The sequence below is a fragment of the Streptomyces sp. NPDC001568 genome (assembly GCF_042893755.1).
Taxonomy (GTDB): Bacteria; Actinomycetota; Actinomycetes; order Streptomycetales; family Streptomycetaceae; genus Streptomyces.
This window is the reverse complement of the sequence record NZ_JBIAVF010000007.1, coordinates 188203-212503: the sequence shown is the minus strand read 5'-3', so window position 1 is coordinate 212503 and position 24301 is coordinate 188203. Positions and strand designations below refer to the sequence as shown.

General features: G+C 70.2%; 20 protein-coding genes. 9 read left to right on the top strand and 11 right to left on the bottom strand.

Features of this window, described 5'->3' with window-relative positions; genetic code table 11:
* Positions 1-24: 24 nt before the first annotated feature.
* The gene (locus ACFY0I_RS15230) at positions 25-432 is read right to left on the bottom strand and encodes a VOC family protein (RefSeq protein WP_388894897.1); all 408 of its coding nucleotides are present in this window, start codon (positions 430-432) and stop codon (positions 25-27) included.
* Between the two features lie 426 nt (positions 433-858).
* On the opposite strand from ACFY0I_RS15230, the gene ACFY0I_RS15225 reads away from it, so the two are divergent.
* Complete coding sequence (locus ACFY0I_RS15225; protein ID WP_388894894.1) at positions 859-2019, top strand: alkaline phosphatase PhoX; 1161 nt, start codon at positions 859-861, stop codon at positions 2017-2019.
* Positions 2020-2097: 78 nt separating this feature from the next.
* On the opposite strand, the gene ACFY0I_RS15220 is transcribed toward ACFY0I_RS15225, so the two are convergent.
* The 3 genes from ACFY0I_RS15220 to dusB form a co-directional block, all read right to left on the bottom strand.
* Positions 2098-3123: an ArsR/SmtB family transcription factor gene (locus ACFY0I_RS15220; RefSeq protein WP_388894891.1), complete on the bottom strand. Its 1026-nt coding sequence runs from the start codon at positions 3121-3123 to the stop codon at positions 2098-2100.
* 401 nt (positions 3124-3524) lie between these two features.
* Positions 3525-6245: a pyruvate, phosphate dikinase gene (gene ppdK, locus ACFY0I_RS15215; protein WP_388894888.1), complete on the bottom strand. Its 2721-nt coding sequence runs from the start codon at positions 6243-6245 to the stop codon at positions 3525-3527.
* Between the two features lie 366 nt (positions 6246-6611).
* Positions 6612-7772, bottom strand: a complete 1161-nt coding sequence (gene dusB, locus ACFY0I_RS15210) for a tRNA dihydrouridine synthase DusB (RefSeq protein WP_388894885.1) — start codon at positions 7770-7772, stop codon at positions 6612-6614.
* Positions 7773-7806: 34 nt separating this feature from the next.
* Here dusB and ACFY0I_RS15205 point away from each other — a divergent pair, with 34 nt between their 5' ends.
* From ACFY0I_RS15205 to ACFY0I_RS15190, 4 genes are all read left to right on the top strand, one after another.
* Positions 7807-9258: an MFS transporter gene (locus ACFY0I_RS15205; protein WP_388894882.1), complete on the top strand. Its 1452-nt coding sequence runs from the start codon at positions 7807-7809 to the stop codon at positions 9256-9258.
* Between the two features lie 96 nt (positions 9259-9354).
* Positions 9355-10413, top strand: a complete 1059-nt coding sequence (locus ACFY0I_RS15200) for an aldo/keto reductase (protein ID WP_388894880.1) — start codon at positions 9355-9357, stop codon at positions 10411-10413.
* Between the two features lie 21 nt (positions 10414-10434).
* Positions 10435-11028 carry a TetR family transcriptional regulator gene (locus ACFY0I_RS15195; RefSeq protein WP_388894877.1) on the top strand — a complete coding sequence of 198 codons (594 nt, stop codon included), beginning with the start codon at positions 10435-10437 and terminating at the stop codon, positions 11026-11028.
* Positions 11029-11295: 267 nt separating this feature from the next.
* On the top strand, positions 11296-12072 hold the full coding sequence (locus tag ACFY0I_RS15190) for a VC0807 family protein (protein ID WP_388894874.1): 777 nt from the start codon (positions 11296-11298) through the stop codon (positions 12070-12072).
* A 92-nt stretch (positions 12073-12164) separates the two neighbouring features.
* Here the strand turns inward: ACFY0I_RS15190 and ACFY0I_RS15185 are convergent, their stop codons facing one another.
* Positions 12165-13547 carry a glycine--tRNA ligase gene (locus ACFY0I_RS15185; protein WP_388894871.1) on the bottom strand — a complete coding sequence of 461 codons (1383 nt, stop codon included), beginning with the start codon at positions 13545-13547 and terminating at the stop codon, positions 12165-12167.
* A 155-nt stretch (positions 13548-13702) separates the two neighbouring features.
* On the opposite strand from ACFY0I_RS15185, the gene ACFY0I_RS15180 reads away from it, so the two are divergent.
* Genes ACFY0I_RS15180 through ACFY0I_RS15165 form a run of 4 tightly spaced genes read left to right on the top strand, consistent with a single transcriptional unit; the run spans position 13703 to position 16880 of the window.
* Entirely contained in the window at positions 13703-14713 is a 1011-nt protein-coding gene (locus ACFY0I_RS15180; RefSeq protein WP_388894869.1) for a metal ABC transporter substrate-binding protein, read from the top strand.
* A 29-nt stretch (positions 14714-14742) separates the two neighbouring features.
* Positions 14743-15534 carry a metal ABC transporter ATP-binding protein gene (locus ACFY0I_RS15175; RefSeq protein ID WP_388894866.1) on the top strand — a complete coding sequence of 264 codons (792 nt, stop codon included), beginning with the start codon at positions 14743-14745 and terminating at the stop codon, positions 15532-15534.
* The gene (locus ACFY0I_RS15170) at positions 15534-16400 is read left to right on the top strand and encodes a metal ABC transporter permease (RefSeq protein ID WP_388894864.1); all 867 of its coding nucleotides are present in this window, start codon (positions 15534-15536) and stop codon (positions 16398-16400) included. The genes ACFY0I_RS15175 and ACFY0I_RS15170 overlap by 1 nt, the downstream gene beginning before the upstream one ends.
* A 51-nt stretch (positions 16401-16451) precedes the next feature.
* Entirely contained in the window at positions 16452-16880 is a 429-nt protein-coding gene (locus ACFY0I_RS15165) for a Fur family transcriptional regulator (protein ID WP_150519707.1), read from the top strand.
* Positions 16881-16901: 21 nt separating this feature from the next.
* Here the strand turns inward: ACFY0I_RS15165 and ACFY0I_RS15160 are convergent, their stop codons facing one another.
* The 6 genes from ACFY0I_RS15160 to leuA form a co-directional block, all read right to left on the bottom strand.
* Entirely contained in the window at positions 16902-17432 is a 531-nt protein-coding gene (locus ACFY0I_RS15160; RefSeq protein ID WP_388894861.1) for a YcxB family protein, read from the bottom strand.
* Between the two features lie 23 nt (positions 17433-17455).
* Entirely contained in the window at positions 17456-18277 is an 822-nt protein-coding gene (locus ACFY0I_RS15155) for an isoprenyl transferase (RefSeq protein WP_388894858.1), read from the bottom strand.
* Between the two features lie 11 nt (positions 18278-18288).
* Positions 18289-19035 (bottom strand): DNA repair protein RecO, encoded by a 747-nt coding sequence (gene recO / locus ACFY0I_RS15150; RefSeq protein ID WP_362878349.1) that lies wholly within the window; start codon positions 19033-19035, stop codon positions 18289-18291.
* 110 nt (positions 19036-19145) lie between these two features.
* Positions 19146-20696 carry a nucleobase:cation symporter-2 family protein gene (locus tag ACFY0I_RS15145; RefSeq protein WP_388894855.1) on the bottom strand — a complete coding sequence of 517 codons (1551 nt, stop codon included), beginning with the start codon at positions 20694-20696 and terminating at the stop codon, positions 19146-19148.
* Positions 20697-21313: 617 nt separating this feature from the next.
* On the bottom strand, positions 21314-22009 hold the full coding sequence (locus ACFY0I_RS15140; RefSeq protein WP_388894852.1) for a TerB family tellurite resistance protein: 696 nt from the start codon (positions 22007-22009) through the stop codon (positions 21314-21316).
* 256 nt (positions 22010-22265) lie between these two features.
* Positions 22266-24044 (bottom strand): 2-isopropylmalate synthase, encoded by a 1779-nt coding sequence (leuA, locus tag ACFY0I_RS15135; RefSeq protein ID WP_388894849.1) that lies wholly within the window; start codon positions 24042-24044, stop codon positions 22266-22268.
* Between the last annotated feature and the right edge of the window lie 257 nt (positions 24045-24301).

Here is a 24301-nt window from a genome sequence, read left to right as displayed (position 1 = left end):
GGGCGGCGCCGGCCCGCCGCGGGATCAGCCCTGGAGGGCGGCCGGGTCCATCCACATGATCTCCCAGGTGTGGCCGTCCAGGTCGTCGAAGGCCCGCCCGTACATGAAGCCGTGGTCCTGGGCCGGCCGGGGCTCGGTGCCGCCGGCCGCCACGGCCGCGTCGACGAGCTCGTCGACCGCGGTGCGGCTCTCGGCGCTCAGACACAGGAGCACCTCGGAGGTGCGGGTGGCGTCGGCGATCTCCTTGTGGGTGAAGTCCTTGTAGCGGGCCTCGGTCAGCAGCATGGCGACGATCGTGTCGCTGATCACCACGGAGGTGCAGTTCTCGTCGGAGAACTGGGCGTTGAAGGAGTAACCGAGCTTGCTCCAGAAGCCCTTGGCGGCGTCCAGGTCCTTGACCGGCAGGTTGACGAAGATCATGGTGGCGGACATCTCGGTCCCTCTTCTCTCGTGTGCGGCGCTGCGCCGTTCCGTGCTGTTCGAGGGGTAGACGGGGGCCGCCGACGAAACTCATCGCTGTCCGGCCAAGTTTTTTCGAGAATCCGCGCACCGCGAAGAAGACGCAGGTCGGCGGCGTGAGCCGGCTCCTGTTCGGATCCCGGGCCGACGGCCGCCCCGACGCGCCGCGCCCCGCCGTCCCGACGTCCCGCGCCCGGCCCCCCGGGGCCCGACAGCCGCCGAAGCGTCCCGCGGGGAACGTCCGGGTGTACGGAAGTCACCGCCGAAGGATTGACCCCGAGCCGGTCGCTCGTGCGTCATGAGGAATTGACGTCACGTCAATTCGACGCCTCTAGGTTCCTCGACGCATGCGACCTCGCGCCCGACCGGACGCGGGGCCTTCCTCCCACAGGAGTGACCGTGGAACGTCGTACCTTCCTGCGCGGTGCTGTCATCGGCTCGTCCGCCGCCGCCTTCGGGGGCACGTTGATGCGGGGAGCCGCCTACGCGGCACCCGCCCAGCCCGGCGCCGGCCCCTACGGGGCGCTCGGCGCGGCCGACGCGAACGGCATCATGCTGCCCGCCGGGTTCACCAGCCGGGTCATCGCCCGCTCCGGCCAGAGCGTGCCCGGCACCTCGTACACCTGGCACAGCGCCCCCGACGGCGGCGCCTGCTACACGGACGGCTCCGGTTGGATCTACGTCTCCAACTCGGAGATCAACCCCTCCGGCGGCGCGAGCGCCGTCAGGTTCAACTCGTCCGGCACCGTCACCGGCGCCTACCGGATCCTCTCCAACACCCGCCAGAACTGTGCGGGCGGCAAGACGCCGTGGAACACCTGGCTGTCGTGCGAGGAGGTCGACCGCGGCTTCGTCTACGAGGCCGACCCGTACGGCATCAACGCGTCGGTGCAGCGCCCCGCGATGGGCCGCTTCAAGCACGAGGCCGCGGCGGCGGACCCGGTGCGCAAGGTGATCTACCTGACCGAGGACGAGACGAGCGGCTGCTTCTACCGCTTCATCCCCACGACCTGGGGCAACCTGTCCTCCGGCACCCTCCAGGTCCTCAAGGCGGGCACGGCCACCTCGGGCTCCTTCACCTGGGCCAACGTGCCCGACCCGGACGGCTCGCCGACGGTCACCCGCAGCCAGGTCTCGGGGTCGAAGAAGTTCAACGGTGGCGAGGGCTGCCACTACGCCAACGACACCGTCTGGTTCACCACCAAGGGCGACAACCGCGTCTGGCAGCTCAACCTCGCCACCAGCACCTACGAGCTGGCCTACGACGACTCCCTGGTCCCCGGCGGCGCGGCCCCGCTGACCGGCGTCGACAACGTGACCGGGTCCTCGTACGGGGACCTGTACGTCGCCGAGGACGGCGGCAACCTGGAGATCTGCGTGATCACCCCGGACGACGTGGTGGCCCCGTTCCTGCGGGTCACCGGCCAGTCCTCCTCGGAGATCACCGGCCCGGCGTTCTCCCCCGCGGGCAACCGCCTGTACTTCAGCAGCCAGCGCGGCACCACGGGCAGCTCCTCCGGCGGCATCACCTACGAGGTGACCGGCCCGTTCCGCACCTGACGCCCCTGACGCCCCCGCGCGGCCACGGCGACCCCGGGCCGCGCGGGACCGCGTACGGGAGCACCCGTACGGGCCCCCTCACGAGACGACGGCGCCGCCCTTGAGCAGGGCCGCGCCCAGCGGGGTCACCGTGTGCAGGACGGCGTTGCCGTGGCGCAGGGTGGTGACCAGGCCCGCTTCGCGCATGACGCAGGCGTGCTGGCTCGCCGAGGCCAGGGAGACCCCGGCCCGGCGGGCGAGCTCGCTGGTGGTGGCCCCGTCCCCGATGGCGCGCAGGACCACCGAGCGGGTGTGCCCGACCAGCTTGCCCAGCGTGCGTTGGCGCAGTTCCTCCGGCCGGCCGGACTCGCCCCCGGCCGACGCGGAGGCCAACTGCGCCGCGGCCGGGTAGACCAGCACCGGCGGCAGCTCCGGATCGTGCAGGGTCACCGCGGTGCGCCGGCAGAAGAAGGACGGCTGGAGCAGCAGCCCGCGCCCCCGCAGCCGTACGTCCCGGTCCACGGGGTACTCGCATTCCAGGACGGGCGCCCGCCAGCGCAGCATCGGCGGCAGCGAGGCCAGCAGTTCGTCCGCGCCGCCGTCGAGCAGGGCCCGGCCGCGCGCGGCCCGCTCGGCCTCTATCTGCGCCTGTATGTGGGTCCAGTACGGCTCCACCGCCGCCCGGTGGTACCCGCGCAGTTCGCCCAGCAGTCGGGGCAGGTGTTTGGTGCCGCCGTCCATGAACTCGCGCAGCCGGTTCGGCGTCGGAGTTCCGAAGGCCGCGCCGAAGCCCGCGCCGGCGCCCGCGCCGACGAGGGACAGCTCGCGCCGCAGCCGTTCGGGGCGGAGCCCGCGCAGCGCGTCGAGGGCCACGTCCCAGCCGTACTGCCCCTCGGTGGGGGTCAGGAAATCCGGGAAATAGCCGCGCGCCGGTATCAAGGCACCGAGCAGTCTTGTTTCACTATTCAACCGGCTCCGGGTTTCCGTACGCCATTCACCGAACAGCCGGGCATCGCGCCGGTCTCTTAAGCGGTGAAAACTAAGAATCGTTTCCCACAACGCATCGGGACGCCCTGCCATCCTTACGCGTGCCAGGTCCACTCCAGTGAAATGGATACGAAGCACCGAACCCCCAGCTGTGCAACCGCAATCCCCCCGCCCCATGAGTATGCATGCCGTCACACGTGGTCACCACGCCCTTTCGGCCACAGTTGAAACCCCTTTCGGCAGGGACGTGACAAGCGAAATCCTGTAGTCCGCCAGGCACACTCCGGTGCGACCGAAACGCTCCGTGAAGGCCGTGGGGGGCTTTGCGGGGCCTGGCGGTCGGTCGCACAGGGAAGCGCCGACGTGCCTGGCGGATAGGCGTCAGGCGGTGGACGGGTGGGGATCCGTCCACCGCCTGACGCCGTAAAACTTTGTTGAATACTTTGCGGAACGCGACCTACGAAAAGACGTCGACGCCCGCCCGGGGCAGTCAGGGAACCCGGGGCGGGCGCGGTCAGGGAGCCGGTGACGCTCTACGGTCAGCGGCTGTCGGAGCCCTTCGACTCGGCGGCGGCGCGGCCGGCCTCCAGGCGCGCCACCGGGATCCGGAAGGGCGAGCAGGAGACGTAGTCGAGGCCGACCTCGTGGAAGAAGTGCACCGACTCGGGGTCGCCGCCGTGCTCGCCGCAGATGCCGAGCTTGAGGTCCGGGCGGGTGGCCCGGCCGGCCTGGACGGCGCTGCGCACGAGGGCGCCCACGCCGTCCTTGTCGATGGTCTCGAAGGGCGAGACCCCGAAGATGCCCTTCTCCAGGTACGCGGTGAAGAAGCTGGCCTCGACGTCGTCGCGGGAGAAGCCCCACACCGTCTGGGTCAGGTCGTTCGTACCGAAGGAGAAGAACTGCGCGGCCTCGGCGATCTGCCCGGCGGTCAGCGCGGCGCGCGGCAGCTCGATCATCGTGCCGATGCTCAGCTTGAGGCTGGTGCCGGTGGCGGCCTCGACCTCGGCGATGACCTGGTCGGCCTCGTCGCGGACGATCTCCAGTTCCTGGACGGTGCCGACGAGCGGGACCATGATCTCGGCGCGCGGGTCGCCCTTGGCGTTCTTGCGCTCGGCCGCGGCCTCGGCGATCGCCCGGACCTGCATCTTGAACAGACCGGGGATGACCAGGCCCAGACGGACGCCGCGCAGACCCAGCATCGGGTTCTGCTCGTGCAGCTTGTGCACGGCCTGGAGCAGGCGCAGGTCGTTCTCGTTGGCGTCCTTGCGGGACTCGGCGAGGGCGACGCGGACCGACAGCTCGGTGATGTCGGGCAGGAACTCGTGCAGCGGCGGGTCCAGCAGGCGCACGGTGACGGGCAGGCCGTCCATCGCCTCGAACAGCTCGACGAAGTCCTTCTTCTGGAGCGGCAGCAGGGCGTTGAGCGCCTCTTCGCGCTCGCTGTCGGTGTCCGCGAGGATCAGTCGCTCCACCAGTTCGCGGCGCTCGCCGAGGAACATGTGCTCCGTGCGGCACAGGCCGATGCCCTGGGCGCCGAAGCGGCGGGCGCGCAGCGCGTCCTCGGCGTTGTCGGCGTTGGCGCGCACCCGCAGCCGCCGGACGCGGTCCGCGTACGCCATGATCCGGTGCACGGCGGCGACGAGCTCGTCGGCGTCGTCGGCTCCGGCGTGCATGCGGCCCTCGAAGTACTCGACGACCGGGGAGGGTACGACGGGTACCTCACCGAGGTAGACCTTGCCGGTGGAACCGTCGATGGAGACGACGTCGCCCTCTTCGATGACGGTCTCGCCGACCGTCATGCGGCGGCGCTTGGTGTCGACGTCGAGTTCCTCGGCGCCGCAGACGCAGGTCTTGCCCATGCCGCGGGCGACGACGGCCGCGTGCGAGGTCTTGCCGCCGCGCGAGGTCAGGATGCCCTCGGAGGCGATCATGCCGTCCAGGTCGTCGGGGTTGGTCTCGCGGCGGATCAGGATGACCTTCTCGCCGGAGCGCGACCACTTGACGGCCGTGTACGAGTCGAAGACGGCCTTGCCGACCGCCGCGCCCGGGGAGGCGGCGATGCCGCGGCCCAGCAGGGTCGGCCCCTCACTGCCCTGGGCGGTGTCGTCGAAGCGCGGGAACATCAGCTGCGCGAGCTGGTGGCCGTTGACGCGCTGGAGGGCCTCGGCCTCGTCGATCAGGCCCTGGTCGACGAGCTGCGTGGCGATGCGGAAGGCGGCGCCGGCGGTGCGCTTGCCGACCCGGGTCTGGAGCATCCACAGCTGTCCGCGCTCGATGGTGAACTCGATGTCGCAGAGGTCCTTGTAGTGGGTCTCCAGCGTCGTCATGATCGTCATGAGCTGGTCGTAGGAGGTCTTGTCGATGCCCTCCAGGTCCGCGAGCGGCACGGTGTTGCGGATGCCCGCGACGACGTCCTCGCCCTGGGCGTTCTGGAGGTAGTCGCCGTAGACGCCCTGGTGGCCGCTGGCGGGGTCGCGGGTGAAGGCGACGCCGGTGCCGGAGTCGGGGCCGAGGTTGCCGAAGACCATGGAGCAGATGTTGACGGCGGTGCCCAGGTCGCCGGGGATGCGCTCCTGGCGGCGGTAGAGCTTGGCGCGGTCGGTGTTCCAGGAGTTGAAGACGGCCTCGACGGCGAGGTCCATCTGCGCGCGGGCGTCCTGCGGGAAGTCGCGGCCGGCCTCCTTCGCGACGATCTTCTTGAAGTGCTTGACCAGCTTCTTGAGGTCGGCGGCGTCGAGGTCGGTGTCGACGGTGACCTTCTTGGCGGCCTTGGCCTCGTCGAGGGCGTCCTCGAAGAGCTCGCCCTCGACGCCGAGGACGGTCTTGCCGAACATCTGGATGAGGCGGCGGTAGGAGTCCCACGCGAAGCGCTCGTCACCGGACTGCGCGGCGAGGCCGACGACGGACTCGTCGGAGAGGCCGATGTTGAGGACCGTGTCCATCATGCCGGGCATCGAGAACTTGGCGCCGGAACGCACGGAGACCAGCAGCGGGTCGTCCGACTGGCCGAGCTTCTTGCCCATCTGCGCCTCGAGGGCGGCAAGGTGTGCGCTGACCTCGTCGCGCAGCTCGGCCGGAGCCTCGCCGCTTTCGAGGTAGACCTTGCAGGCCTCGGTGGTGATGGTGAAGCCGGGAGGGACGGGGAGACCCAGGTTGGTCATCTCGGCGAGGTTGGCTCCCTTGCCGCCGAGAAGGTCCTTGAGGTCCCGGTTTCCCTCGGTGAAGTCGTAGACGAACTTCTGATCTTTGTTTTCCGACACGGGTCTCGACTCCTCGAGGACTCGGGTGGCTGCCCTGACGGCCAGGAACATACCCAGATCGAAGGCTTATGGGTACGTCCACTTGGTCGTCATACGGCTGTAACCACCCGTGCGCCAGCAGATCGAAAGTAACTCACGGGTAATCGGAAGGTACGAAGAGCGTTCACCTCCCGAAGGGAGAGGGGCCCACAGAGGCCTGATCACGCTCGGATGAGCGATCATCGATACATTTGCGTTCAAGTCTTGAACGCACAAAGGGTGGCACCCAGTGCCACCCTTTGAAAGTCTTACCCGTGACCTTTCTGCTCATCTGAGCGAAACCTCTCCCATGCGTGGCGTATATCACGCGACACGGAGGGCGATTTGTCAGCCTCCGGACGTGTCCAGCTCCGCGTCCTCGCTCACACCTGCGCAGTCGTACGGATCCTTCAGCCAGCCCTCAGGCAGGACAACTCGGTTGTTTCCGGACGTCCGGCCCCGCGGGCCGTCCGCACTCTCGGGCCACGACTGATCCAAATCAAGCTCGCTCAGATGAGCGTCCAGCTCGGCCAGGGAGGAGGTGACCGCAAGCTTCTGGCGCATCTCGGATCCGACGGCGAAGCCCTTCAGGTACCAGGCCACGTGCTTACGGAAGTCGATCACCCCGCGCGCCTCGTCACCGATCCACTGCCCCAACAGCTCGGCGTGCCGGTGCATGGTGGCCGCGACCTCGCGCAGGTTCGGCTTGTGGAAGTCCTCGGGCCGGCCCTCGAAGGCCGCGACCAGGTCGTTGAACAGCCACGGCCGGCCCAGGCAGCCGCGCCCGACCACGACGCCGTCGCAGCCGGTCTCGCGGACCATGCGCAGCGCGTCCTCGGCGCACCAGATGTCGCCGTTTCCGAGGACGGGGATCTCCGGCACGTGCTCCTTGAGGCGCGCGATGGCCTCCCAGTCGGCGGTGCCGCCGTAGTGCTGGGCTGTGGTGCGGCCGTGCAGGGCTATGGCGGTGACGCCCTCCTCGACGGCGATCCGGCCCGCGTCGAGGTAGGTGAGGTGCTCGTCGTTGATGCCCTTGCGCATCTTCATGGTGACCGGCAGGTCCCCGGCACCCGCGACGGCCTCGCGCAGGATCGCGCGCAGCAGGTTGCGCTTGTACGGGAGGGCCGAGCCGCCGCCCTTGCGGGTGACCTTGGGGACGGGGCAGCCGAAGTTCAGGTCGATGTGGTCCGCGCGGTCCTCGTCGACGATCATCCGGACCGCCTTGCCGACGGTCGCCGGGTCCACCCCGTACAGCTGGATCGACCGGGGCTTCTCGGTCTCGTCGAAGTGGATCAGCTGCATGGTCTTGTCGTTGCGCTCGACCAGGGCGCGGGTCGTGATCATTTCGCTCACGAACAGCCCCTTGCCGCCCGAGAACTCGCGGCAGAGCGTGCGGAAGGGGGCATTGGTGATCCCGGCCATCGGCGCGAGCACCACCGGGGGCTGCACGGTGTGCGGGCCGATCGCGAGGGGCGGGGGAAGCGTGGTCATCCGCCCATTGTCCCGCATGCCGGGTCGCGGGTGCGGACGTACGATCGGCCCCATGATCGAGCCGAGTCACCGGCAACGCACGCTCATCCTGGCGATCTGCTGCATCAGCCTGCTCATCGTCAGCCTCGACAACACCGTCCTCAACGTGGCGCTGCCCTCGATGCGCGAGGACCTGGGCGCCTCGGTCGCGGGCATGCAGTGGACCATCGACGCCTACACCCTGGTCATGGCCTCGCTGTTGATGCTCGCGGGTTCCACGGCCGACCGGATCGGCCGCCGCAAGGTGTTCGTCACCGGTCTGATCCTCTTCACCCTGGGCTCCCTGCTCTGCTCCCTCGCCCCCGGACTGGGCTGGCTCATCACCTTCCGGATGGTCCAGGCCGTCGGCGCGGCGATGCTGAACCCGGTCGCCATCTCGATCATCACCAACACCTTCACCGATCCCGCCGAACGGGCCCGGGCCATCGGCATCTGGGGGGCCGTCGCCGGTCTCTCGATGGCGGCGGGTCCGGTGATCGGCGGCGTGCTGGTGGACTCGGTGGGATGGCGGTCCATCTTCTGGGTGAACCTGCCGATCGGGCTGGTGGCCCTGTGGCTGACCCTGCGGCACGTCCCCGACTCCCGGGCCGCGCACGCGCGCCGGCCCGACCCGGTGGGACAGCTGCTGATCATGGGGCTGCTGGGCTCCTTGACGTACGGGATCATCGAGGCCCCGGCCGCCGGCCTGGGCTCCCCGCTGATCCTGGGCTGCGCCGTGATCGCCGTCGCCTCGCTCGTGGGGCTGCTGCTCTACGAGCCCCGGCGCAAGGAACCCCTGATCGACCTGCGGTTCTTCCGCAGCGCCCCGTTCAGCGGGGCGACCGTGTGCGCCGTCAGCGCCTTCGCCGCGCTGTCCGGGTTCCTCTTCCTGAACACCCTGTACCTCCAGGACGTACGGGGGCTCAGCGCGCTGCACGCCGGGCTGTACATGGTGCCGATGGCGGGGCTGACCCTGCTGTTCGCGCCCCTGTCGGGGCGGCTGACCGGCAGTCGCGGGCCTCGGCTGCCGCTGCTGATCGCGGGCGGGGCGATGGGGTCGAGCGGGCTGCTGTTCGCGGCCTTCTCGGCGGAGACCTCCACGCCCCTGATGTTCGCCGGGTTCATGCTCTTCGGCCTGGGCTTCGGCATGGTCAACGCCCCGATCACCAATACGGCCGTCTCCGGGATGCCGCGTTCCCAGGCCGGGGTGGCGGCCGCCGTGGCCGCGACCAGCCGGCAGACCGGCGGGACGCTGGGGGTCGCGGTGATCGGGGCCGTGCTGGCCGCCGGGACGGCCGGCGGCGGTGAGTTCACGGCGGCCGCGAAGCCCGCCTACTGGATCATCACCGTCTGCGGACTGCTCGTGCTGCTGGTCGGCGCGGCCACGAACGGCCGCTGGGCCCGCGAGACGGCCGTGCGCACCGCCGCGGCGCTGGAGCCCGGTCCGCCCGGGCAGGGCCCCGCCCCGGTCGGGGCGGAGCGGTAGCGGTCCCGCCCACCCCTCCCCCGCCGCGACGGGACCCCACACCACTGACGAGTGACAGATATTGAAATCTGTCACTCGTCATGTCATTCTCGTTCCATGACCACGAACCAGAACACCCGTACGGCGCAGGACGCACCGAAGGCCCACCGCACGCTCGGTGCGACCGGCCCCTCCGTCTTCCCGCTGGGCCTGGGCTGCATGGGCATGTCCGCCCTGTACGGCGAGGCCGACCGGGGCGAGTCCATCGCCACCCTCCACGCCTTCCTCGAAGCCGTCCCGGAGGGCACGAACGCCCTCCTCGACACCGGCGACTTCTACGGGATGGGCCACAACGAACTGCTGATCGCCGAGGCCCTGCGCACCGCTCCGGCGGCGGCCCGCGAGCGGGCCCTGACGAGCGTGAAGTTCGGCGCCCTGCGGACGGTCGAAGGCGGCTTCGCCGGGTATGACGGCCGGCCGGACGCCGTCCGCAACTTCCTCGCCTACTCGCTCCAGCGGCTCGGCCGGGACCACATCGACGTCTACCGGATCGCCCGCGTGGACCCGGACGTGCCGATCGAGGAGACGGTCGGGGCCATCGCCGAGGCCGTCCAGGCCGGACACGTCCGACACATCGGCCTGTCCGAGGTCGGCGCGGACACCTTGCGCCGGGCCGCGGCCGTCGCCCCCATATCGGACCTCCAGATCGAGTACTCCCTGATCTCCCGGAACATCGAGGCGGAGATCCTGCCGACCGCCCGCGAGCTCGGCATCGGCGTCACGGCGTACGGCGTGCTGTCCCGAGGCCTGATCAGCGGGCACTTCTCGCGGGAACGGGAGCTGGCACCGGGCGACTTCCGGGGCATGAGCCCCCGCTTCCAGGGCAGCAACCTCGACCGCAACCTCGACCTGGTCGAGGCCCTGCGCAAGGTCGCCGAGGAGAAGGGCGTGAGCGTCGCCCGGATAGCCATCGCCTGGGTGCTCGCGCGGGGCGAGGACATCGTGCCGCTGGTGGGTGCCCGGCGCCGCGATCGGCTCACCGAGGCACTCGGTGCCATGCGGGTGGAGCTGACCGCGGCGGACCTGGCGGCCGTCGAGGAAGCCGTACCGGCCGGAGCCGCGGCCGGCGAGCGCTACCCGGCGGCGCAGATGGCCCACCTCGACAGCGAGCACTGACGCGGCTGTACGGTCGTACTCATGCCCCCCGCTGCTGCCGCGCCCCTGACCCCCGAGCGCATCCTCGAAACCACCGAGGAGGTACTGCGCCGCTTCGGCCCGACCAAGGCGACCGTGGTGGACGTGGCGCGCGCCCTGGGCGTTAGCCACGGCAGCGTGTACCGGCACTTCCCCTCGAAGGCGGCGCTGCGCGAGGCGGTCACGGACCGGTGGCTGGCCAAGAGCGTGGTCATGCTGGAGAAGATCGCCTCGGCTCCGGCGGAGCCCGCCCCGTCCAAGCTGGAGGCCTGGCTGGAGGCCCTCTTCGAGGCCAAGCGCCACAAGGCCGGTGACGACCCCGAACTGTTCGCCACGTACACGGTGCTGCTCGCCGAAAACAGCGGCACGGTCGACGCCCACCTCACCGAGCTGATCGACCAATTGGCCGGGATCATCGCCGAGGGCGTCGAGGCCGGCACCCTGTCCGCACCCGACGTCCGGGGAGCCGCCCGCGCGGTCTTCCACGCCACCGGGCGGTTCCACGACCCCCAGTACGCGGCGGACTGGCTCTCGCCGTCGATCCTCACGGAGTTCGAGGCGGTCACCGCGCTCGTGATCCGGGGCCTGCGCGTCTGAGTCCCGACCGGGTCACGGGCCGGGTCACCGCCCGGGCCGCCGCCCGCGTCCTGGCCGACTTCACGGACCGCGATGCGCCCCTCCCGGGCCCCCTGTACGCTCCCCCGCCCCCTGTGACGCGCTCGCCGCGGGACCGTTCGCCGCGATGTCCGGAATTCGATGGTCCGGGTGTCTTGACGATCATTTTGGGCAGCCGATGGCTTGTCCATGCCATCTTGCTGCCTACGGTCCCCAGTACCGCACGCACACGGCACACCAAGGGGAAGCATGTCCACCCAGGTCGCTCGTCCCGCCGCACCCGCCCGATCGGGCGTCGCCACCGCACTCGGCTGGCTCCTGACCATCGGGCTCAACGTGGTCGCGCCGATCGTCACCTACAACTTCCTGACCGACAGCCGGGGCTGGGAGGAGTTCCCGGCCCTCCTGCTGAGCGGTGCCTGGCCCGTCCTCGACACCGTGATCCACGTGATCTGGCGCCGCAAGGTCGACGAGTTCGCCGTGGTCACCATGGTGTTCCTGGTCATCACCGCCGTGGTGGGCCTCGTCGGTGACCACTCGGCCAGGACCCTGCTGGTCAAGGACTCCGTCGTGACGGGGCTGTTCGGTGTGCTGTGCCTGGCCACCCTGCTCGCCAAGCGCCCCCTGATGTTCTACTTCGGCCGCAAGTTCGCCACCGACGGCACCGCCCGGAGCACCGCCTGGTGGAACGGCCTGTGGCAGTACGAGGGCTTCCGCACCACGATGCGCCGCATGACCCTGGTCTGGGGCGTGGCCTACGTGATCGAGGCGCTGGTGCGCGTCGTCCTCTCGTACAGCGTGAACACCAAGACCATGGTGGTCATCAGCCCGATCATGGTCTACGCCGTGCTGGCCGCCCTCGGCGTCTGGACGGCCCTCTACGGCAAGCGCTCCCAGGCCGAGGGCGAGCGCCGCGAGGCCGAGGCAAAGGCCAAGGCACAGGCCACGGCACAGGCCGCGCCCGGGGCCGCGCGCGAGGACCGGGGCGAGCCGGCCGAGGCCGGTCGCGGCGGCGCACCCGCGTAGGACGCGAGGGCGGACGACGGTGGCCCGGTGCGCGGATCGCGCACCGGGCCACCGGTCGTTTCAGGCCTCTTCGAGGAGGGCCCGGGGTGCCACTAGCAGCCGAGCAGACGGCTGCCGAGGTAGCTCTGGATCTGGTCCAGGGAGACGCGCTCCTGCTTCATGGTGTCGCGCTCGCGCACGGTCACCGCGTTGTCGTCCAGGGTGTCGAAGTCGACGGTGACGCAGAACGGCGTACCGATCTCGTCCTGGCGGCGGTAGCGGCGGCCGATGGCGCCCGCGTCGTCGAACTCGATGTTCCAGAACTTGCGCAGGTCCGCGGCGAGGCCCTTGGCCTTCGGCGTCAGCTGCGCGTTGCGGGACAGCGGCAGGACGGCGACCTTGACCGGGGCCAGGCGCGGGTCGAAGCGCATGACGGTGCGCTTCTCCATGACGCCCTTGGCGTTCGGGGCCTCGTCCTCGTTGAACGCGTCGAGCATGAAGGCGAGCATCGCGCGGTTCACACCGGCCGCGGGCTCGATGACGTACGGGGTGTAACGCTCCTTCGTCTCCTGGTCGAAGTAGACGAGCTCCTGACCCGAGGCCGCCGAGTGGGCCTTGAGGTCGAAGTCGGTGCGGTTGGCCACGCCTTCGAGCTCGGAGAACTCGTTGCCACCGAAGTTGAAGCGGTACTCGATGTCGGCGGTGCGCTTCGAGTAGTGGGAGAGCTTCTCCTTCGGGTGGTCGTACCAGCGGATGTTCTCCTCGCGGATGCCGAGGTCGCGGTACCAGTTCCACCGCTCCTGCATCCAGTACTCCTGCCACTGCTCGTCCTCGCCCGGCTTGACGAAGAACTCCATCTCCATCTGCTCGAACTCGCGCGTGCGGAAGATGAAGTTGCCGGGCGTGATCTCGTTGCGGAAGGACTTGCCCATCTGCGCGATGCCGAAGGGGGGCTTCTTGCGCGAAGTGGTCTGCACGTGGGCGTAGTTGGTGAAGATGCCCTGGGCCGTCTCGGGCCGCAGGTACGCCTTGGAGCCGGTGTCCTGGGTCGGGCCGAGGTGGGTCTCCAGCATGCCGGAGAACTGCTTCGGCTCGGTGAACTGGCCCTTCACGCCGCAGTTGGGGCAGTTGATGTCGGCAAGTCCATTGGCGGGCACGCGGCCGTGCTTGGCCTCGTACGCCTCCTCAAGGTGGTCCGCGCGGTGACGCTTGTGACAGGAGGTGCACTCGGTCAGCGGGTCCGAGAAGGTGCCGACGTGACCGGAGGCCACCCAGACCTCGGGGGCCAGGATCACGGAGGAGTCGAGACCGACGATGTCCTCACGTCCGGTGACCATGGCCTTCCACCACTGACGCTTGATGTTCTCCTTGAGCTCGACACCGAGCGGGCCGTAATCCCAGGCAGCCCTGGAACCGCCGTAGATCTCACTGCACGGGAAAACGAAGCCACGGCGCTTGCTCAGGCTGACGATGGTTTCGATCTTGTCGGCGGCCACGGTGCTCTCTTCATTACGAGGACGAACGGCGAAGGCTTCAGGTTACCGGCGCCCACACCCCCCTCTTCAAATCGGGATCCCCTTCTACGCATACCGCCCGGGCCCCCCACCTGGGTTTTTGACAATCGTTTCCATCTTTGATGAAAATGGATGTCATGAACGTACGACGCCTCATACCCAGCGCCGCCCTCGCCGGTGCCGTCGCCCTCGCGGCCACGGCCCTCACCGCGTGCTCCGGAGCCGCCGACGCGGCCGGGAACAAGGACGGCAAGGTCAGCGTGCTGGCGTCGTTCTACCCGATGCAGTTCATAGCCGAGCAGATCGGCCGGGACCACGTGAAGGTCGACACCCTGACCAAGCCGGGCGTCGAACCGCACGACCTGGAGATCACGCCGAAGCAGACCGCGCAGCTCGCCGAGGCCGACGTGGTCCTCTACCTGCGGACCCTCCAGCCCGCCGTCGACAAGGCCGTCGGCCAGGCCGTCGCCCACTCCGGCCTGGAGCACGCCGTCGACGCCACCGCCCTCACCAAGCTGGAGGCGCACGGCAAGCCGGGCCACGGCGAGGAGGGCCACGAGCACACCGACGGCGACGAACACGCCGGCGGCCACTCCGAGGGCGACGGCCACGACCACGGCGAGGCCGGCGAGGACCCGCACGTCTGGCTCGACCCCACCAAGTACGCGGAGATCGCGACCGGGTTCGGCGCGGCCATGGAGAAGGCGGACCCCGCCCACGCCGCGGACTACCGCAAGAACACCTCCGAGCTCGTCGGCAAACTGCAGGCCCTGGACACCGAGTTCGAGGACGGCCTGAAGAACACGGCCACCAGGACGTTCATCACCACCCACTCCGCCTTCGGCTACCTCGCCGAGCGCTACGGGCTCGACCAGGAGGGCATCTCCGGCGTCGACCCCGAGGCCGAGCCCAGCCCGGCCCGCATGAAGGACCTCCAGGCGCTGGCCAAGAAGGACAACGTCACCACGGTGTTCTTCGAGGCGCTGGCCAGCGACAAGACGGCCAAGACCCTCGCCAAGGACACGGGCCTGACCACCGACGTCCTCGACCCGCTCGAGGGAATCACCGACAAGTCCCAGGGCGCTGACTACTTCGACGTCATGCGGTCCAACCTGAAGAACCTCCAGAAGGCACTCGGAGCCAAGTAATGACACCAGCAGTCACGGAGGTGCGAGCCATGCAGTCCACGCCCCGCACGGCAGAGGACCAGCCCGTCATATCCCTGCGCGGGGCCACGGCCTCGCTCGGCTCGCGCCCCGTACTGCGCGGCGTCGACCTCACCGTCCACCGCGGCGAGGTCGTCGCGCTCCTCGGCGCCAACGGCTCCGGCAAGTCCACGGCCGTGCGCGCCGTGGTCGGCCAGGTCCCGCTGACCGACGGCACGCTGTCCCTCTTCGGCACCGAGTTCCAGCGCTTCCGGCAGTGGTCGCGGATCGGGTACGTCCCTCAGCGCACCACCGCCGCCAGCGGCGTCCCGGCCACCGTCCGCGAGGTCGTCTCCTCCGGCCGGCTGGCCCGCTCCCGCTTCGGGATGCTGCGCCGGGCCGACAAGGACGCCGTGACCCGCGCCTTGGCCCTCGTCGACATGGAGTCGTACGGCGACGCCTCGGTGAACGCCCTCTCCGGCGGCCAGCACCAGCGCGTGCTCATCGCCCGGGCCCTCGCCGTCGAGCCCGAGCTGCTGATCATGGACGAGCCCATGGCGGGCGTCGACCTCGCCAACCAGGAGGTCCTCGCGAACGCCCTCCGCGAGCAGGTCTCCGCGGGTTCCACCGTCCTGCTGGTCCTGCACGAGCTGGGCCCGCTGGAGCCGCTGATCGACCGGGCCGTCGTGCTGCGCGACGGCTGCGTCGTCCACGACGGCCCGCCGCCGGAGGCCGTCGGACAGCACGCCCTGCCCGGCCACGACCACGTACACCCCCACGCGGCGCACGACGCCGAGCCCCTGCGGACGGGACTGCTGAGCTGATGGACCTCCTGAACTACGCCTTCATGCAGCGGGCGCTGCTCGCGGCCGTACTGGTGGGCCTGACGGCGCCCGCGATCGGCACGTACCTCGTCCAGCGCCGGCAGGCCGTCATGGGCGACGGCATCGGGCACGTGGCGATGACCGGCGTCGCGCTCGGCTTCCTGCTCAACACCAACCCGGTGTGGATGGCCAGCATCGTCGCCGTCGTCGGCGCGGTCGGCATGGAGCTGATCCGCTCCCGAGGCAGGACCAGCGGCGACATCGCGCTCGCGATGCTCTTCTACGGCGGCCTGGCCGGCGGCGTCATGATCATCAACGTGGCCGGCGGGTCCACCGCCAGCCTGAGCAGCTACCTCTTCGGCGGCATCACCTCGGTCGCGCCGGAGGACGTCACGGCCGCGGCGATCCTCGCCGTGTTCGTCCTCGCCGTCACCGTCGGACTGCGCCGCCAGCTGTTCGCGATCAGCCAGGACGAGGAGTTCGCGCGGGTCACCGGACTGCCGGTGCGCGCGCTGAACCTCCTGATGGCCGTCACCGCCGCGCTCACCGTCACCGTCGCGATGCGGATCGTGGGTCTACTGCTGGTCAGCGCCATGATGGTGATCCCGGTCGCGGCCGCCCAGCGGGTCACCCGCGGGTTCACCGCGACCCTGTCGCTGGCCATGGCGATCGGCGTGCTGGTGTCGCTGACCGGCGTGACCACGACGTACTACCTCGACGCCCCGTCCGGCGCGGCGATCGTGCTGCTCGCCATCGCCGTCTTCGTCGTCATGACGGCGGTTTCCGCGCCGCTGGCCAGGCGTCGGGCGAAAGCGGCCCGGGCCGCCGGGGAAGAGGTCTGCACCCGCGACGACGTCAAGGTCTAGGGCGGGCGGTCGCCTGGCACAATGGCGGCAGGCCGAAACGAGGAGGAACCGGTGGCGACTGCGCCTGGCGAGACGAATACCGCGCCAGTACGAGGACGGTCCACCCGGCAGCGGGCCGCCGTCGCGGCGGCGCTGGACGAGGTGGACGAGTTCCGCAGCGCCCAGGAGCTGCACGACATGCTCAAGCACCGCGGTGACTCCGTGGGCCTGACCACCGTCTACCGCACGCTCCAGTCCCTCGCCGACGCCGGCGAGGTCGACGTCCTGCGGACCAGCGACGGCGAGTCCGTGTACCGGCGCTGCTCCACCGGCGACCACCACCACCACCTGGTCTGCCGCAAGTGCGGCAAGGCCGTCGAGGTGGAGGGGCCGGCCGTGGAGAAGTGGGCCGAGTCCATCGCCGCCGAACACGGCTACGTGAACGTGGCCCACACCGTCGAGATCTTCGGCACCTGCGCGGACTGCGCGGCCGCCGGCTGAGCCGTCCGGCGAGGAAGCGACCTAGCCGGTACGGCCGATCCGGGTCAGGTTCCGGTCGAAGATCGATCGGATCCGGTCGATGTCCCGCGGGCTCGTCGCGGCCCTCTTGGGCAGCCAGCCGACGTCGCCCGTCGTGAAGACCACGACGAACAGGTGCCGGGTCTCGCCCCAGCCGCTGTACTGCGCCCACCGGTAATCGACCACCGTCCCGTCCGGGCGGTGGTTGGACATCCCCGACTCCGAGACCACGCAGTGGTACTCCGGGTACTCCGCGGCCCAGGCGTACCAGCGGCGGCAGTGCGCCGCGAGGTCGGTCAGGCACCACAGCAGGCCCATGAGCAGCCCCACGGCGACGGCGACGGCCGGCTGCGGCACCCGGCCCCCGTTGGTGACCCAGACCGCCGCCACCACGAGCACCGGCACCGAGAGCAGCCGCGACGGCAGTCCCCGCCGGTCCTGGGGGCGCCTGCGCAGGCACCAGCGTTGGACCTGGCGCACGTCGGAGCGCGCCGTGCCGTAGTACAGCCCGACGGCTTGGTCAGTCGTGTCCATGCCGGCAGAGCGTACCGGTGGGGTCAGCCGGTCGAACCCTCGGCCTGGTTCGGGACGGCGCCGCCGAAGCGACGGTCGCGCTGGGCGTACTCCAGGCACGCCGCCCACAGGTTGCGGCGGTCGAAGTCCGGCCACAGCACGTCCTGGAAGACCATCTCGGCGTACGCGCTCTGCCAGAGCAGGTAGTTCGAGGTGCGCTGCTCGCCGCTCGGACGCAGGAAGAGGTCCACGTCCGGCATGTCCGGGTAGTACATGTACTTCGCGAAGGTCTTCTCGTTGACCTTCGACGGGTCGAGCCGGCCGGACGCGACGTCGCGGGCGATGGCCTGCGCGGCGTCGGCGATCTCGGCGCGGCCTCCGTAGTTGACGCAGAAGTACAGGGTCATCGCGTCGTTGTCGACGGTCTGCTCCTGGGCGACCTGGAGCTCCTGGACGACCGACTTCCACATCTTCGGCATGCGGCCGACCCAGCGGATGCGGATGCCGAGTTCGTTCATCTCGTCGCGGCGGCGGCGGATCACGTCGCGGTTGAAGTTCATCAGGAAGCGGACCTCGTCGGGCGAGCGCTTCCAGTTCTCCGTCGAGAAGGCGTACAGGGACAGGTTCTTGACGCCCATCTCCAGGCAGCCCTTGAGCACGTCGAGGACGACGCCCTCGCCGACCTTGTGGCCCTCGGTGCGCGGGAGCCCGCGGTCCTTGGCCCAGCGGCCGTTGCCGTCCATGACGATGGCCACGTGGTTCGGGACCAGCTCGCCGGGGATCTTCGGGGGGCGCGCACCGGACGGGTGCGGCTCGGGAACCTTGTACTCGCGGCGAGAGCGTCCCAGAATCCCGCGTCGTGCCATGTGCCCAGCTCCTATTTCTCGACGTATCGCAGGGAGCGTAGCCCGCGCTCCAGATGCCAGTGCAAATAGGCCGAGACCAGCCCGCTGCCCTCCCGCACGTGACGCGCCTCGCAGGCGTCCGCGTGACGCCAGTCGCCCGTCAGCAGGGCGCTGAGCAGAGCGATGGCCTCCGACGAGGGTACGACGGAGCCGGGGACGCGGCAGTCCCCGCATATCACCCCGCCCGCGGCGACGGAGAAGTGCCGGTTGGGGCCGTGGATGCCGCACTTCGCGCAGTCGTCGAAGCTGGGCGCGTAGCCGTTGACGGCGAGGGAGCGCAGCAGGAAGGCGTCGAGGATCAGGTGGGGTTCGTGTTCGCCGCGGGAGAGGGTGCGCAGGGCTCCGACGAGCAGCAGGTACTGCTGCACGGCGGGCTCGCCCTCGTTCTCGGCGAAGCGCTCGGCGGTCTCCAGCATCGCGGTGCCGGCGGTGTAGCGGGCGTAGTCGGTGACGATGCCGTTGCCGTACGGGGCGATGATCTCGGTCTGGGTGCACAGCGGCAGGCTGCGGCCGATGAGGTCGGCGCCGCGGGCGAAGAACTGGACGTCGGCGTGGGAGAAAGGTTCCAGCCGGGCGCCGAACTTGGATTTGGTGCGCCGCACTCCGCGGGCGACGGCCCGGACGCGGCCGTGGCCGCGGGTGAGCAGCGTGATGATGCGGTCCGCCTCACCCAGCTTCTGGGTGCGCAGCACGATGCCGTCGTCGCGGAACAGGCTCATGCGCCCATTGTCCCCTGCGCGGGAACCCGTACGGGAACGCCTGCGCGGACGGCGCGGACCCCCCGTCCGGACCTGGGGTCCGGGCGAGGGGTCGGCACCCCTTGGGAGGATCAGCCGGCGGGGGTCCCCGCCTCGTCGGCCCGCTCGCCGCTCACCGGGGCCTTCTCGCCGTCGGTCGGGGCCTTCTCGGTGGACACCGGGGCCGTGGACACCGGGGCCGTGGACACCGAGGCCTTCTCGGCGCCCGCCGGGGCCGCCGCCGCCTGGACGGGCAGTCCGACCGGGGCGAGCGGGGTCGGCGCCTTGTCCTTGGCCAGGCCGTTGAAGAGCAGGTTGAGGACGATGGCGGCCGTGGCACCGAGGGTGACGCCGCTGTTGAGGAGCGAGGACAGGTCCGGGTCCATGTGCTTGGTGAAGAAGACCGGGACGGTGGCGGGGAGCAGCGCGAAGGCGAGGGAGACGCCGACGATCAGGGCGTTCTTCTCCTCCTTGAGGTCGACCTTGCCGAGGGTCTGGATGCCGGCGAGGGCGACCATGCCGAACATCACGGTCGCGGCGCCGCCGAGGACTCCGTGCGGGACGGCGGCGACGATGGCCGCGGCCTTCGGCAGCAGACCCAGGATGATCATGAAGACGCCGGCGGCGACGACCACGAACCGACTCTTGACCTTCGTCATCCGCACGAGGCCGACGTTCTCGGCGAAGGCCACGTACGGGAAGGAGTTGAGGACGCCGCCCAGCGCGGTCGCGGCGCCGTCGGCGCGCAGGGCGCGGGCCACGGTCTCGCTGTCGATGTCCTTGTCGACGATCTCGCCGACGGCGTAGGTGTCGCCGGTCGTCTCGACCATGGTGATCAGCATGACGATGAGCATCAGGACGATCGGGAACCACTCGAACTTCGGGGCGCCGAAGTGGAAGGGGGTGGTGACGCCGATCCAGCCGGAGTTGCCGACGTCGCCGAACTTCGCGTCGCCGAGCAGGAAGGCGACCGCGGTGCCGCCGACCAGGCCGAGGAGGATGGAGATGCTGGAGAGGAACGGCTTGCCGATCTTCATCAGGATCAGGATGAAGAGCATCGTGCCGCCGGCGTAGGCGAAGTTCTTCGGGTCGCCGAAGTCGGGGCTGCCGAGGCCGCCGGCCGCGTCGTTGAGGCCGACCGGGATCAGGACGATGCCGAGCACGGTGATGACGGTGCCGGTGACGACCGGCGGGAACAGCCTCATGACCGTGCGGAAGGCCTTGGCGGGCAGCCAGGCGAAGGCGAAGGTCGCTATGCCGGCGGTGATCACCGCGCCGTAGATGACCAGCAGCGCGGCGGTCCCCCCGCCGGCGCCGAGGCCGATGGCGATCATCGGGGAGACGGCCGTGAAGGTGACGCCCTGGATCAGCGGGAGGCGCGCGCCGACCCGGCCGATGCCCCAGGCCTGGATGATCGAGGCGATGCCGCAGGTGAACAGGTCGGCGTTGATCAGGTAGACGAGCTGTTCAGGGCTCAGCTTCAGCGCGTTGCCGACGATGATCGGGACGATCACCGCGCCGGCGTAGAAGGCGAGTACGTGCTGGAAGCCGTACAGCGCGAGCTTGGGGAGGGGGAGCACCTCGTCGACCGGGTGCGTGCTCTGCTCTCCGTTGGCGGAAAGCCGGGCGGCGACACGTGCCATCTCTGCCTTGCCCTTCAATGAGGTAGGTAACGAGAGGAGTCTGGTTGTCCCTGGTCGGAGTGGGTCGCTAACCCGTTGATCCGCCGGGGGCCGTCGGTGAGAACACGTGAATCGAAGCCCCGCTGTGTTTCCGGCGGCGTCTCGTCGTGTGACCGGAATTGAACGCCTGTGGGAGGGCTCACAGATATCGTCGACTTCTACAAACTGTGGAAGTCCCACCGCGCGCGATCTGTAGGTTCCGCCAGTGGCGCGGACCTCTGCGCGGGCGTATGCCCGACGGTCGGCGAATCGCCCGTCGCGATCGCGCGCTTCGACGCCGACCACATGCCCGGACCTGCGCGGACACGGTTTCCCGGGCGCCGGGGCGGGCCCGTCCGAACGCCGGGTTCCGGCCGTCCAAGGGGTGGACGGTCCCGGGCGGAGGTGGAGCCTCCACCCCTCCGCACGGACGGCCGGGGAGGCCGGTTCACCCCCCGCGAGGCCGGATCGTTACCCCCGGCGGGCTCGTTTCGGACGTTCGCGTCACCCTGCGGGGCCGCCCGCACACGCGGCCGGGCCCGGCGGGTGACCCGCCGGGCCCGGAGCCCCGTACGCGGCGCGTCCCGCTCGGGCCGGCGCTACGGGGCGCGGACCGCCGACAGCAGCCGCGCCACCTCGTCCGCGTCCATGCGCAGGGCCGCGCCCACGGTGGCCAGCACCTCGCGCTCGGCGGGGATGTACGGGCCGTCCGCGAGGGCGATCCGCGCGCCCTGGAGCAGGATCGACTCCCGGCCCGGGCCGGCCAGGTGCGGGGCGAGGGGCTCCAGCGCCTCGTGGAGCTCTATCGACAGCGCGGCCCCGCAGCACTCGGGGCCGTCGTACAGCCCCAGCCGGCCCTCGTCGGTGGCCAGCGCCTCCACCAGGGACTCCAACTGCTCCTCGGTGCAGTCCTGGAACCCGGCGGCCCGTACGGCCGACACGGCGGCCTCCAGGGCGCTGCGGGAGGTGGCGCCGCCCGCGGCGAGGACGGCCAGCGTGACGGTGTGCACGGCGTCGCGGAGCAGGGCCGAGAAGCGGGTGGTGGTGAGGTGGTCGAGGACCTCGGTGTCGTAGCGCTCCCGGCAGCCGTGGCATTCGACGACGGGCCCGGCCTGGCCCCGCGGCAGCAGCGGGACGCCGAGCACGGTGAACCGGCGCCGGCCCGTGCGCCGACGGTAATTGCGGTCACCGCCGCAGCCGGGGCAGAAGAACTCCCCGTCGCCCACGGTGCTCCAGGTGGTACGGATGCCCCAGGCCGTCAGCTTCCGGCCGTCCCCACCCCGAACTGGCAGCACGTCGCACCTCCGTAACCTTCCGGCAACATCGCCGGGTTGGCGTGATGTTAGCCACATCGGTGAGCATGCGTCAGCCGTGTGACCGGACAACCTCGCGCAGGGGGGCGTACTTGGCCGGTCTGCGCCCCTCCCCGCGCGGGCGCGGCGGGCGGCGTCCTGCCGGTGAACGGCGGCCGGCCGGCCCGCGAGGACCGCGGAAACGCCGGAGCCCCGCCCCTGCCCGGACGGGCGCGGGGACGGGGCTCCGGCGGGTGGGTCAGCGACCCGCGCGGTTGACGGCGGAGATGACCGCCTTCAGGGAGGCGCGGGTGGTGTTGGCGTCGATGCCGATGCCCCACAGGACGCGGCCGTCGATCGCGCACTCGATGTACGAGGCGGCCACGGCGGAGGCGCCCTCGCTCATCGTGTGCTCGGTGTAGTCCAGCAGTCGGGCGTCGATCCCGATGCCGGCCAGCGCGTCGAAGAAGGCCGAGATCGGACCGTTGCCGGTGCCGTTCAGCACGGCGTCGACGCCGTCGACGACGGCCTCGACGGTCAGCGTGTCCGTGCCGTCCTTGTCGGTGGCGGTCGAACCGGAGCGCAGCTGGATGCGACCCCATCGTGACGCGGCGTCTTCGGGGTTGGGCAGGTACTCGTCCGAGAAGACGTCCCAGATGGCCTTCGGGGTGACCTCGCCGCCCTCGGCGTCGGTCTTGGCCTGGATGATCCGGGAGAACTCGATCTGCATGCGGCGCGGCAGGTCCAGCTTGTGGTCGTTCTTCAGGACGTACGCGATGCCGCCCTTGCCGGACTGCGAGTTGACCCGGATGACGGCCTCGTAGGAGCGGCCGACGTCCTTGGGGTCGATGGGCAGGTACGGGACCGCCCACTCCAGGTCGTCGACGGTGACGCCGGGTCCGGCGGCGGCCGCGTCGGCCTCCATCGCGTCGAAGCCCTTCTTGATGGCGTCCTGGTGGGAGCCGGAGAAGGCCGTGTAGACCAGATCGCCCGCGTAGGGGTGGCGCGGGTGCACTTCCATCTGGTTGCAGTACTCGCTCGTGCGACGGATCTCGTCGATCTGCGAGAAGTCGATCTGCGGGTCGATGCCCTGCGAGAACAGGTTCATGCCCAGCGTGATCAGGTCGACGTTGCCGGTGCGCTCGCCCTGCCCGAACAGGCAGCCCTCGACGCGGTCGGCGCCGGCCATCAGGGCCAGCTCGGCGGCGGCGACGGCGGTGCCGCGGTCGTTGTGCGGGTGCACGGAGATGCAGACGTGCTCGCGGCGGGTCAGGTTGCGGGCCATCCACTCGAAGCGGTCCGCGTGCGTGGAGGGCGTCGAACGCTCCACGGTGGCGGGCAGGTTCAGGATGATCTCGCGGCCCTCGGCCGGCTGCCAGACGTCACAGACGGCCTCGCAGACGTCCAGGGCGAAGTCCAGCTCGGTGTCGGTGAAGATCTCCGGGCTGTACTGGTAACCGAAGGTCGTCTCGGGACCCAGCAGTTTCTCGGCGTACTCCATGACCAGGCGGGTGCCGTCGACGGCGATCTGCTTGATCTGCTCCTTGGAGCCGCGGAAGACGACCCGCCGGAAGGTCGGGGCGGTCGCGTTGTACAGGTGGACGGTGGCCCGGTGGGCGCCGACCAGGGACTCCACGGTCCGCTCGATCAGGTCCTCGCGGGCCTGGGTCAGTACGGAGATGGTGACGTCGTCCGGGATCGCGCCCTCTTCGATGATCGAGCGCACGAAGGCGAAGTCGGTGTCGCCCGAGGAGGGGAACCCGACCTCGATCTCCTTGTAGCCCATGCGCACCAGCAGGTCGAACATCTCGCGCTTGCGGGCGGGGGTCATCGGGTCGATCAGCGACTGGTTGCCGTCGCGCAGGTCGGTGGACAGCCAGCGCGGAGCCTTGGTGACGCGGGCGTTCGGCCACGTGCGGTCCGGGATCTCGACCTGCTCGTAGAAGCCGTACTTGTGGATCGGCATGCCGGAGGGCTTCTGGGTGTGGGTCGCGTTCGTGATGGGCGTGGGGCGACCGACAAAAGGCTGCTGGCTCATGGCGTTGGGCTCCTCGCGTGTCCGCGTGTAGTTCGCTGGGACGGCCGACGGCGGTCGTAAAAACCGCAACACCAAACTCCGCGGGGAGGGGGCCGGCCTACGACTACAGACCCTCGCCGCGGCAGCTAAGGAGAAGCAGCCCGAAACGCATGATGGACCGAGCCTATCCGAGCCGCGCCGTATCGCGAGGACCTGTTCAGTATGCAAGACCCATGGGTCCGATTTGTACCCTTCGTGAGGTATTTCTCTTATCCGGA